This window comes from Fusobacterium ulcerans (genome assembly GCF_003019675.1).
GTDB lineage: Bacteria > Fusobacteriota > Fusobacteriia > Fusobacteriales > Fusobacteriaceae > Fusobacterium_A > Fusobacterium_A ulcerans.
Window position 1 is genome coordinate 2,108,078 of the sequence record NZ_CP028105.1, and the last position, 12,972, is coordinate 2,121,049.

General features: G+C 28.5%; 9 protein-coding genes. All 9 read right to left on the bottom strand.

Translation table 11 applies throughout. The annotated features are described in order from the left end of the window. Positions 1-24 precede the first annotated feature (24 nt). The 9 genes from C4N20_RS09800 to C4N20_RS09840 all read right to left on the bottom strand — a co-directional run bounded on the left by C4N20_RS09800 (position 25) and on the right by C4N20_RS09840 (position 12,966). On the bottom strand, positions 25-1,542 hold the full coding sequence (locus C4N20_RS09800; protein ID WP_005978349.1) for an ABC transporter substrate-binding protein: 1,518 nt from the start codon (positions 1,540-1,542) through the stop codon (positions 25-27). 303 nt (positions 1,543-1,845) lie between these two features. Then, positions 1,846-2,532 carry a DUF554 domain-containing protein gene (locus tag C4N20_RS09805; RefSeq protein ID WP_005978346.1) on the bottom strand — a complete coding sequence of 229 codons (687 nt, stop codon included), beginning with the start codon at positions 2,530-2,532 and terminating at the stop codon, positions 1,846-1,848. Between the two features lie 23 nt (positions 2,533-2,555). Continuing rightward, positions 2,556-3,332: a Cof-type HAD-IIB family hydrolase gene (locus C4N20_RS09810; RefSeq protein WP_005978343.1), complete on the bottom strand. Its 777-nt coding sequence runs from the start codon at positions 3,330-3,332 to the stop codon at positions 2,556-2,558. 173 nt (positions 3,333-3,505) lie between these two features. Beyond that, the gene (locus tag C4N20_RS09815) at positions 3,506-3,868 is read right to left on the bottom strand and encodes a hypothetical protein (RefSeq protein ID WP_005978340.1); all 363 of its coding nucleotides are present in this window, start codon (positions 3,866-3,868) and stop codon (positions 3,506-3,508) included. A gap of 57 nt (positions 3,869-3,925) precedes the next feature. After that, entirely contained in the window at positions 3,926-5,251 is a 1,326-nt protein-coding gene (locus tag C4N20_RS09820) for a sensor histidine kinase (protein ID WP_005978337.1), read from the bottom strand. Next, the gene (locus C4N20_RS09825; RefSeq protein WP_005978334.1) at positions 5,235-5,900 is read right to left on the bottom strand and encodes a response regulator transcription factor; all 666 of its coding nucleotides are present in this window, start codon (positions 5,898-5,900) and stop codon (positions 5,235-5,237) included. The genes C4N20_RS09820 and C4N20_RS09825 overlap by 17 nt, the downstream gene beginning before the upstream one ends. A gap of 19 nt (positions 5,901-5,919) precedes the next feature. Then, positions 5,920-10,275: a DUF5724 domain-containing protein gene (locus C4N20_RS09830; protein ID WP_005978332.1), complete on the bottom strand. Its 4,356-nt coding sequence runs from the start codon at positions 10,273-10,275 to the stop codon at positions 5,920-5,922. A gap of 118 nt (positions 10,276-10,393) precedes the next feature. After that, positions 10,394-11,599 (bottom strand): response regulator, encoded by a 1,206-nt coding sequence (locus tag C4N20_RS09835; protein ID WP_016361809.1) that lies wholly within the window; start codon positions 11,597-11,599, stop codon positions 10,394-10,396. Beyond that, positions 11,596-12,966 carry a sodium/glutamate symporter gene (locus C4N20_RS09840; RefSeq protein ID WP_005978329.1) on the bottom strand — a complete coding sequence of 457 codons (1,371 nt, stop codon included), beginning with the start codon at positions 12,964-12,966 and terminating at the stop codon, positions 11,596-11,598. The genes C4N20_RS09835 and C4N20_RS09840 overlap by 4 nt, the downstream gene beginning before the upstream one ends. Positions 12,967-12,972 lie beyond the last annotated feature (6 nt).

Sequence of the window (12,972 nt, forward strand, 5' to 3'; positions counted from 1 at the left end):
TTTCCCCCTTAATTATGTAGTAGATTAAAATTCAATGTCTTTTATGACATGGAAGTATGTAGATCTGAATTTAAAGTTTTTAATATTTTTTCTCATAACCATATTATCCATTGAATAATAAAGTGGTACACAAGCGATATCATCTTGAATCATTTGCTGAGCTATTTCATAATTACGTTTTCTTTCTGCTGGATCAGAAGTTGCTCTTCCAGCTTCTATATATTTATCAAGTTCAGGATTTTTATATCTTCCATGGTTTCCAGCTGCTCCAGCTGAACTGCTGTGATATAGTGGGAAAAGGATATTATCAGAATCTCCAGTTCCTCCGCTCCATCCTCCAAGCTTCATTTCAAAGTTTGCATTAGCAAGATCTTGAAGATAAGTAGCCCATGCTACAACTTCTATTTCAAGTTCTAAACCTATTTCTTTAAGATTAGATTGAATAATTTGTGCTACCTGCACTCTTGATGGATTATCATTAGTTATTACTTTTAATTTAGTTCCAGTTAAACCATTTTCTTCAACTATTTTCTTAGCTTTTTCCATATCTCTAGGAAGTCCAGTTACTTTATCTGAATATCCAAAAGCCACATTGCTGACTGGTGAGTTTGCTTCAATAGCAAGTCCATTGTAGATAGCATCTATGATACCTTTTTTATCTATAGCCATAGCGATAGCTTCTCTAAGAGCTTTGTTATGGAATTTTTCTTTATCAAAGTTAAATGTAATTGCTTCAGTAAGAACTACTGGTTTGCTTATAATTACAAGATCTGGATTATTTTTAAGATTTTCTAAGTCAATAGGTGCAACTGTATAGGCAATGTCCACATCTTTTGCTTCTAGTGCCATAGCTCTTGAAGTGTTTTCAGTTATAGTTTTAACTACAAGTTTATCAAATTTAGGTGCTCCTTGGAAATGATCTTTGAAAGATTCTAAAGTGATCTGTTCACCAGTTCCCCATTCAATAAGCTTGAAAGGTCCAGTTCCTACACCAGCTATAGAAAGATCATCATTTTGTTCTTTTACACTTCTTTCATTCAATATAGAAGTTCTTGGATGAGCAAGATTATACAATATTGATGAGAAAGGTTTTGACAGAGTAATTTTTACAGTGTAGTCATCAAGTGCTTCCACTCCAGAAATTGGATCAACCATAACCATACTTGCTGGTTTGTTTTTCATTCTGTTGACACTGAATACCACATCTGAAGCTTTCAGTTCATCACCATTATGGAATTTAACTCCTTTTTGCAAGTTAAATACAAGTGTAGTAGGATCTTTAAATTCCCAGCTTTCTGCCAATTCAGGAATTATGTTTCCATTTTCATCTATCTCTACCAGACTGTTAAAAATCTGTTGAGACATTATTCCCCCAATTACCTCTGAATACATATGAGGGTCAACCCCTTTTGGTTTTCCATTCAGACCAACTCTTAAGACTTGCTCCTTTTTTGTTTTTTCAGTTCCTACTGTTTTTTCTTCTTTGTCAGAACATCCTACGAGTCCCAACATAACAAGAAAGATAAAAAATACTTTTTTCATGTTCTCCCCCTTAAAAATTTTAATAAAAAAAGCTTAGGTCTATAAATATAGAATAGGCCTAAGCTTTTAACCCCTTTTTAATCCCAAGCCTTGTATTTTGTATACTTAAAACAGGCTTGACTAACATAAGAAATTTATGTATAAGATCAACCCTTTAAATTATGATATGAGTAATATATGAATGTATATGACTGTTTTCAAAGTGTTGCTTACCATAAAACTCTCCTTTTTAATCGAATTTTTATTTATTTTACTAATATTACTACTTTTTTTTTCATGTGTCAATATTTTTTTATTGTAGTACTAAAAAAATGATACAATAACTTTATATATAATAGGAATGAATAATGCTGGCATAAGATTTCCTATTTTTATATTTTTGTTGAATAAAAGATTTATCCCTAATCCTATCATCATAAGACCACCAACAACAGATATCTGATTGATAACAATATCATCTAATCCACTTTTAATGAAGAAGGCAAAAAGGAATATAGATCCTTGATATATAAATACTGTAGCTGCTGAAAATAAAACTCCTATTCCATATTTTGATGAAAAAATGAGAGAAGCAACTCCATCCAGAAGTGCTTTTATAAAGAGGATTTCATTGTTGCCAGAAAGTCCGCTTTTAATAGAACCAACAATAGCCATTGCTCCTACATTAAACATGATACTTGTAGTAACAAAACCTTTGACTATATCATTTCCATCATTTTTAGAAAATCTTTTTTCTAGATAAACTCCCAGCATAGTAAGCCTTTCATCTATTCTCAAAAGTTCTCCAATAATTCCACCTATGACCATAAAAAGTATTATGAGCATACCATTGTCAAAATTTATTCCATCTTTAACTCCTAAAGCTAAAATAGAAAGTCCCATAGAAGTCATTATTATATCTTTTATTCTGTCAGGAATCCCTTTTTTCAGCCACATACCAAGCAGGCTTCCAAGAATTACAGCAGCTGTGTTTACAATATTTCCCAGCATTTTACTCTCCCTGATGTTTTAATTTAAAGTTTAAAATATTTTTCTAAATATAAGGCTACACCATTTTCAATATTTTTAGGTGCAGTATTATTTATTTCTTTTTTCACTATTTCCTGAGCATTCTCCATAACTACTGGATGTCCTACTTTTCTAAGCATGTCGAGGTCATTTTCTCCATCACCAAAAGCCATAATTTTATTCATTTCTATTCCAAGCTGTTGGGCTATAACTTTAAGTGCATTTCCTTTACTGCATTCCTTAGGAACTATATCAATACATTCAGGATCGGAAATAGTTATTTCTACTACATCAGAAAATTTTTCTCTCAGCTCTTTATTTATTTTGAGAATAATATCAGCATCTTCTACTATTATTATTTTATGAAGAGCAGGGCATTCTTCAATATCTCCAAGAACGTGCTCTACAAAATCAAGTCTTCTGCTGTAATCATTTTTATCATATTCATCTCTATAAAAATCATCATCAATAAATCCATTATATGCTACTTTTCTTTCTCTTAAAAGTCTTATAATTTCATGGGATGTTTTTTTATCAATAATTTTTTCAAATATACTTTTTTCTTCCTTGTCATATATATTAGCTCCATTATTACAAATAAGGTATATGTCCAGCCCTATATCTTTTTTCAATTTTACAGCAGAGGCTCTTCCTCTTCCAGTAGCTATAGCAAACTCAACACCATTACTAACAAGTTTTTTTACAGCTGCTTTTGTATAATCTGTGATCTGACTTTGCATATTCAAGAGAGTTCCGTCTAGATCTGATACAACTAATTTCATTTTTTGTTTCCCCCTGTCCCATATCTGATTTAATTTTTTCAAGTATTATGCCTATATTTTAACCTATTATGACAGTGAAAGTAAAGAGAACATTTAATTAAAAAAATGAAAAAGAGGCGACCCGAAAGTCAGCCTCTTGATATTTTTAATGGTTGGAAGTTATTATTTTTATTTTATTGTTGTGGTTTGTTTACAAGATTTTGATTATATTCAACTCTTGTTTTCATAGCAGTTGTTCTCATTCTTCCTTGTTCATTAGCAATTTCAGTATTTAGCTTTTCAACTTTATTCCAATCTGGTTTATCTTTGATAAGCTCTTTTTTGATTTCTAATCTTTTTTCATCCATAACAAGTCTTGATCTTTCCATTTCAGGACTTCTTTTAAATCCATTCTGATTTGCTCCTGAACCACAGTATGAAGATCCTGAATGATGGTATCCTCTACCCATATCCCCATTCCAATTTTGATGTCCTCTAGCAAATGCTGTAGCTCCTAAAGCAAATATCATAATTCCTATTATTGTGAATTTTTTCATAATTATCACCCTCCATATATTTTGTTCTTTCTTATGTAACAAAATAATATCATGTGATTATGACCTCAGTATGTCAAACCAAAAAGTAAATTTTTTATCCTTTAAATCGATGCCGCAATTAATTTTATTTAATTCCATAATTTTTTTTACTATTGAAAGTCCCAGTCCATTTCCGTCAATGCTTAACTCATTTGCATTATCTCCACGAGAAAAAGGTTCCCATAATTTAGATATTTCTCCAGTTCCTTCTCCATCAACACTATTTTCAATGCAGATTTTTCCATCAGTTTCATAGATTGAGATAATATCATTTTCTTTAGAATATTTTAAAGCATTTTGAACAATATTATCCAAAGCTATTTTAAATATCTTTATATCACAGAAGATTTTCTGTTCTTTGAGTTTTATATCCCATTCAATATCTTTTTCAAGTTCCAGCATTTCGTATTTTTCTATACTTTGTTTTAAAATATTTAAAATATTAGTTTCGTTCATTTCTAGTTTTATTCCAGGGGAAGAAAGTCTTGAAATAGTAAGAAGATTTCCAACTAGTTCATTCATATCCATACTTTCTTTTGCTATTGCTTTATAATATTGAGATTTCTCCTGATCAGTTTTAACTATTCCGTTAATAAGAGCCTGAGCATAAGTACTTATAACTGTAATAGGGGTTCTCAACTCATGAGAAGCATTTGAAGCAAAAGCTTTTAGATTCTCAATAGAAAGAGAGAGATTAGCAGACATTTTATCAATACTCTGACTTAGCTCTTCTATTTCATCTCCACTATCAACATCAGCTTTTTCAGAGAAATCCAGTATAGATATTTTACCTGCTACTCTATTTAGTTTTTTTATATTTTTAGTTATCTGTTTAGAGAAAACTCTTCCTATTAGCATACTTAAAAGTACCGATGTTACAGTTGTAATAAAATTAAATACATACATTTCATGTTTATGTGCACTCATAACAGATAGAGAGGTTCTTAAAGCAAGAATACGTCCATCAGGGAGTACTTCATTATATATGAGAAGTTTTATATTTGTTTTTGAAATACTTGTAACGCTGAAACCTGTAGGAGGAGCATCATTGTTGTGCATATCCTCTCTTCTTCCTCTCATTTTATGCATGCCATTTTTTTTAAATACGCTTATATCTATTCCTTCTTTGTCCCTTAGGTCTTCTACATATTCTTTAAAAACTTCCTCATTATTTAGAAGCGATTTGGAAATCTCAACAGCTTCCATCATTTTTTCTTTTTTTCTATATACATAGAAATCATCAAGAAAAAATATATTGAGGATATATCCAGTTAAAACAGTAAAGATAACTATAAAGACTGAAAAGATAAAAATTTTCTGGAAAAAATTAATTTTTATTTTCATCAAATATGTACCCCATTCCTCTTACAGTTTTTATCATATCACTATAGTCACCAAGCTTCTTTCTAAGCCTTTTTACCAAAGTGTCTACAACTCTGTCGTCGCCTTCAAAGTCAAAACCCCATACTTCATTTAAAAGTACATCCCTTGAGAAGATTATCCCCTTATTTTTTATAAGGTATTCTAAAAATTGAATCTCTCTTCTTGTGAGTTCAATACTTTCGCTGTTCACTATAAGTTCTCCACTTCTGAAATCAAAAGAGAGATTATTAAATTTATAAGAACTATTTTCATCTATTTTAAGCATTTTTTTGATTTTTATATTTAAAACCTTCAAACTGAAAGGCTTTGTTATATAATCATCAGCTCCAATACTTAATCCTTTTAATTCATCAATTTCTGAATCTCTGGCAGTCATCATTATTATAGGAATATTAGATTCTTTCCTTATATTTTGACATACTTCCCATCCATTCATTTTTGGAAGGTTTATATCAAGAAGTATAAGATCAGGATTATGTTCATAAAACATTTCCAGAGCAGTTTCTCCATCCAATGCCTTATAAGTAAGAAAAGACTCTTCTAATAGAGTATCTTCTATTACTTTTATTAAATTTTTTTCATCTTCTACTATTAATATTTTTTTTGTCATATCTTATCTCCATGTTATTTTAATTTTGATTATCAGCGTGACTGAAAATATGATTTAAATCATATAAAATGTCTGATAAAATTCTAATAGGTATTTTTGAAAATGATTCAATGATGTTGTTTTGGATATCAAAAAAAGTTACTGAATCAATAGAAACTGTTTTTTTACTATTAGGAGCAGCAGTATTTTCATATTGAATTTCTAATTTAACAGCCAGATTATCTTGAAGATATGCTTTAAGAAAAACATTTTCATCAATTTTTTCCCATCTGTGATCAATAAGAAGTTCATATAAAATATTATAGCAAAGATATTTGTCAAGAAAATGAATTATTTCCTTTTTATAAGATTCTTTATTTTTTAGTAGATAAGTTTCCATTTCAAGCTGTTTAAATTCCTGAATAATATTATTCTTTTTAAAATAATTTCTGAATTTTTTTATAGTATCAGCAGGCATTTCCAATGGATGAGCTATTTTTATTTTATTTGATTTTCCAACTGAAATTGATTTACCTTCCAATGTAATAAAAAAATCTCCTTTAGGAAATCCAAAATGTTCCCCATCAATATCGAATATAATATTTTTTATAATTAAAGAAGTTAAAGGATTTTTACTGGCAAGAGATATCTCAGTATGTAGCATTTCACTTCTTGTATTCATACAAAATTTAAGATGTTCTATTAAATCTTTTATTAGAATATTATAATTTCTTACAGCCTCATAAGCTTTCATTATATATTTTTCTCTTTGATAACTGTTTGGTTTTTCTGTATCATATTTTTTTAAGACAAACTTATCTGGTGGAATAAAATCAATATATGCAGCTGTTATATGATCATTTTTTAGAAAATTTCTTAATAAAGGCTGATGCTCTTTATCCAGACTCAACTCTAAGAATACTCTTGAAGAAAATCCAATATTATCCAAAAAATTATTTAATGCAACATTAGTTATTTCTAACTGGCTTTTTGTTATTGAGTCATCTGTTCTAGCTCGATATCTAATAGTATCATAAATGTCTTCAATTGATTTATCCAAAAGTTTTCCATAAGGGAGAAGAGAATAACAAAGCATGGCTTTCTTATTCTTGTTCTCTATCTCTTTTTCTAAAGAATCAATATCTTTAAAATTAAAAATACCAGATAAAGATGCTGTGAATTTTTCAGAAATTTCAGATTTTATAAGATTGGTTTTAAAAGAACCATAAATTTGTTCAAATTCTAATTCTCCAACTGAATCATGGAGTTTTCTAAACCATTTAATATCAAACCTTCCTTTTTCAAATTCTTCAGGTTTTATTGAAGTATATTTAAGGAGGGTCATTCTGTTTTTAAAGTTTTTTTCATAGTTTAAATGAGCTTTAAAGAACCAGTATACTTCATCTAAATATTTATAATTTAGGTAGAGAGATAATATTTTCCTCCACTTTAAAATATGAACTGCTGTAAATAACAAAGCTTTTTTCAATGAATAAGGATTATCCAGTAAAAAAGTTAATTCTTTTATGTCTGCTACTGTGTCATTTCTAGCAGGTTGAGAAATTGAAAGAAGATAATTTAAAGTTTCTTTTTTTGTCAGAAATTTTAATGAAAAATCAGCTACTATTTCGATTTTATTATATTCCATAGTTTCTAATATAGAAAAAAGAAGAGATACTCCTTCTACTTTCTTTAAAGCAGGAACTAAATGAGTCAGCTCACTTTTTTTGAAATGACTTTTTCTGTTTCTTTCAAGTCTTACTATGGCTGAAACTATTTTTGATTCTGCTTTAGAATCAAAAGGATATTTTTTCTTTTCATCATAAGATAAATTTAAAAAGTCTGAAAGATGCTTAAAGCAATTTTCTCTTTCAAGAAGCTCTTTATAGACTTCATCTGATGAAATAAGACCCATATTAAAAGCTTTGATATAATGTAGTATATTTAATTTATTAAATTCATAAAAATTACTTTTATAGTAGAAAACATAATAAGTAGAGAAAAAAGTTCTAAACATATTAGTACTTCCTAGTTCTTTATCAGATATAAGGGAGAACAAAGCTTTCATAAAATTAATTATTTTAATGTTTAAACATTCTCTATCAGACAGTGTTTTAAAAAAACAGTTTATGAGATCCATTTTTACATTAAATACTTCTTTTGCGTTAAATTTAACATAATATTTCTTTTGTATTTTTTCTAATATTTTTTGAGGAGTATTATTTTCTTTTCTAGCAAGAATAGAAATTTTTTTCATTTTTTCTATGTTGAAACTGTTTGATATAGAAAGTGAAAAAGTAGAATGAGTTCTGTTATTTACTTTATTTTCTAAATCAAAAAACTTTTCAAAAGTCAGAGCAAAATTTATTTCAAGTAAATTACTTAATGAAAAATCTTTAAGAAAATGATAAGATGTAAATCTATTTAGCTCAAATTCAAAATCTTTTATATTTAAATTAAAAAAGTCTTTAATAGAAGAAATTTCAGAAGTAACAGTATTTTCTGGATCAAATAAAAAGGGAGGATTTTCAGAATTATATATTCCAAATCCACTTCTTTTAACTGTTTTTCGCAAATATATTTTTTCTTTTTCACTGGCTTCTTCAGTTTCTTCTTCTAATGAAATTGCTTCCTTTTTTTTCTTTCTCATAGAGGCATTTTCTTTTTTTTGCTTATATTCCTGAAAAAAGAAAGGGAAGCTAGCATCATTCCGAAGACGTTTTAAAAATATTTCTGTTGCTTCTTTTTTTAAAGGATTATTTTTTGAAAGGATAATTTCACTTACAATTTCCAACATTGAATCCTTTTCAAAGCCTAAAATATGTGTAATTATTAATAGTCTGTGGGAAGTTTTTATAGAAGAATTAAAAAGATTTATAACAGCTGTTTTTTCTTCAGGAGCAAGAATCTTTTTAGATCTTTTTATGGCAAGGACTGCTCTTTCTTTTAAAAGAGAAGATCCCTCCTTTAAAAGAAAAAGAACGAATTTTTTTTGCCTTTCTGTTCTTCCTCCTTTTACAAAATTAATAAGAAAGAAAAGAATTACTTCATCAACTGAATATAATACAATATCACAAAGTTTATCAATTTTTTCTTCTGAAAAATTGTCATAAACAACAATATCGAAAAGTTTAAAAAATATTTCTTTAGGGTCTTTTATATATTCAGACCAACAAAAAGGTTTTTCATAAGAATATAAATACTGACTCATTTCTATTGCTAAATTATAAAATACTTCAAAATGTTTCTCCAAAGTATTAGCATCTTTTAAAAATGAGTTTGCAGAAATAGTTGTCATCTTTTTTTGCTCTTCTATTGAATATTTAAATCCTTTTGCTGAATTAGGATAAGTAACAGAGGTTACATAATTTTGAATAACATAATAAGCATATAGAGGATTTATTTTTTTTTTCATTCTAAATAGAGTAGCTTCTATTTTTTCTTCTTCAGTACCAATTAAATGGAGGTAATGGAGAGCATTCAGAATTTCTATATTATTTTTTCCAGTATTTAAAAGCAAAAGTTTCTCTTTCATTGCAGAAAGATTTCTTAATCCGTCAGCCCAAAGAGAGAAAAAAATATATTCAGATTCATTCCCCTGAGAATATATTACATTTTTTTTATTTTTATCAATAAGCACATCATTTATTATAGTAAAAAATAATTTTATTTCATCAGTGTATAAAAATATTAATTTAATTCCAGTCCAGCCATAGATTGAATCTACAACTTCATTAGAATAGTAGAGCTCCTTATCTAAAATAAAGCTGATGAGAGTTTTAAATGCTTCAATATGCCCACAATCAGCATTAGAAAGAATAGATTTCTTTAACTCAACATCAGTATTTTCGTTAAGGAGAAGCTCAAATAATTTTAAATGAAGAGAATTAAGGGAACTTTTTATTATTCCTCTAATTATATCAGGATTAATATAGGAATTGTTTTTTTCTATATGTGCTGATAAAAAAGGTAAAAGTTTTTCAGTTCTATTATTGATTCCATAAGCAAGTATATCTTCAATAATGCAATTATCTGGAATATTTTTTGATTTGGCAAGATTGAGAATATTAAAATCGTCATTCCATAGTCTTAATAAATTCCATAATTTATTTATTGCAATGGGAAAATAAAGTTCAAAATTATTTTTATCTCTAAAAGAAGTTTTTAGAGGATCAGTTTCATAGGTGAAATTTAGGGTATCAGCCCATATTTGATTTAATATTTTAATAAATTCTTTACCATAAAGAGTTTCAAGCTGTTTAAAAAATTTACATTGAATTGCATCTAATAGAGAAGTGTGATTATCCTCAAGTATCAAATTTTTAGCAAAATCAAAAAAATCATTTTTACTTTCTAATTTTTTGTTTAATTCAAGATGTAATTTATTAATGTCCACAATTCCCCCTAAAATTATAATGCAAGTATTATATTTATATGAAATATTATAGCATATAATAAATTATCCATAAATAAAAAATGTAGATGGCTTTTTAACCATCTACATCTTAACTTAATTAGAAGTTTAGTTTATATTTTTTAGCAGGTCTTCCAATGACTCCCTCTTCTAAAGTCATATCAGCAAGACAATTTTCTTCCAGCTTTATTAATATTCTGCTGGCAGTTCTCCTACTGAGACCTATATATCCAGATAACTCTTCAGCTGTTATCCAGATGTTTTTTTCATAGATTTTCAGCAGAGTTTCAAAAAGAGTTTTTGAGATATTGAGTTTTCTTAGTTTTTCATAGATACCAAAGTCTCTCACATCTTTTTTTCTGAGTCCTTTTAAAGCTGTAAATTTTCCTTTTTCGAGAAAATAACTGACTTCTTCCCCATATGCTTCACTTTTTTCATAAGCTTTTTCTGCATTGAGTCTAGCTTCTGAGATGTTGTCCCCACAACCCCAGCCTACTGTTATCGTGCCTATTGCAGAAAAAACTTTTCCAGATAAGTTTTCTGTAAAATCAGTGAAATCTCCTTTAATCATTATTATCTCGATTTCATTTCCAAGTTCATAAATTATTGAATTTTTAATATGTTTTTCTAATATAGATTTATAGTTTTTGTCAGTATCAAAATGTTTAATTTTTCCTACTACTATTTTTTTATCATCCAACCCTGCTATTTTTATTTCTGAAATCATATATTCGATAGTATCTTTTATATTATCCTCAGAAGGAAACAGGAATATAAATGGAATATCTTTCTTTTCAAGTTTTTCTGTAAGGTTGCTGAACCTTGTAATAGAGAGCTGTATTCTATTTTTTTCATGAAGAACAAAATGATTATGAAGTATTTTTTCATAAATTTTTGGATCTTCAATAATAAAGTCAGCAATAAGAGGTTCCTCTCCATCAAAGATATTTTTAAAATAAAAATCTTTGTTCTCTTTATTTATGAAGTCAATATATACTTTTGAAAAATCTAGATTGGGATTATTTTTCAGAACCTTAAAAAATGTTTCATAAAGCTCTTCTCTTTTTATCTCTAAATAATAAATAGGTTTAATAATTTTTTTTAATTTTCCTTCGAGAAATTTTTTTCCTAATTCTCCACTTGTAAGAAAAACATCAAACTTATGAAAATTTTTTTTATAGATATCCAGAGTCTCTTCCAATTTTTCATAGATAAAATATTCTACACAATATTTATCTGTCTCTCTTATTCCTTTTTTTATAAAAGGAAGAGAGTTTTCAGGAGAGATTACTGCTATTTTGATCATGCAGTTCTTCCTTTTTTATCCAGCAAGATTATGATTCCAAGGAATATTACTATAAGTCCAAGATTTAAAAATACTGGAACAAGAGGACCATAAGCTATACTCAAAGAAATACATGATACCATAAGGATAGGTCCCATAAGTGCTGTAAGAGAGAATCCTAGTGAATAATCTCCCAATACAGGTGTAGAAAATTCAGGATCACATATCCTTAATAACAGAAGACCAGTAAGAAATACTCCAAGACAAGTTCCAAGCATTGCAACTGCCCTTTCAAATGCATAGTTTCCTTTGTAATATCTATATGAGAAGTATTTGATACACCACCAAGTAGCTATGAATCCAAGTATCATCATTGCCATTATTGGAACAAAGTATGAGAATACTGCCTTCAAAGGAAGAGTAGCTACAGCACTTACTACTGCAAATTCAGTGAGCATACTTGTTATTTTACTTTTAACTTTAGTGTCAACACACCATTCTAACCCTAATTTTTTAATTGCTTTCCATACAAGTATCATTATTACCATTGCAAAGGCCCATACAGAGAATGATGAAAGTACAGGGACCTTATATTTTTTTATGAGAGCAAGGATGATATATGAAACACCACACACTGAAAATATTATTGCCACATGAAAAGCAAGAACATCAATAGATGATGAAAGCATAGTTTCTCTTCCGATACTTGCTTGTTTAGTTATATCTGTATAGTAACCTCTTTTTAGTTCCATAGGTATGTCAGAAGGTTTTTTCAAAAGAGAAGTTTCACCCTTACGACATGCTCTATTGATTAAGAATATTCCTAAAAGAATTCCACCAATAAGACCAAAAGTTGCAGTAGTAGTGGCGATTCCCTGAGCTAATGCCCAGTAATCCATATTCATTTCATGCAGAGTTCTTCCTATCATACCAGCTGTTCCATGTCCACCAGAAAATCCAGCATTTAACTCAACACCAAAAGATTTATAAAGATCAATATTGAAAAATTTTGTACATACAAAATTTACAAAATATCCAATTATTTCTTGTAAGAATGTTACAACAAAAAGTATTCCTCCCATTATTCCAACATCTCTTACAACACCCTTCCCGTTGCTCCCTTTAAATTCCAACCCTAAAGGAACAGCAGCAACAACTGGAACTATTAATATTCCAGGGAGAAGAACCATCTCTTTCAACCATGTAACAGGAAGAGAAAATGAAAATATTCTTCCTAAAACTTCAGGCCCTAATATCAACCCTATAAATCCTCCTATGACAGAAGCTGGAATAAAAAGTTCCTGAAATACTTTGACCTTTGACTTAATAAAAACTCCTAGGATAAGAAGAAAACTTAAATAACATAATACATAAAATATCTGCTGCATTATAAC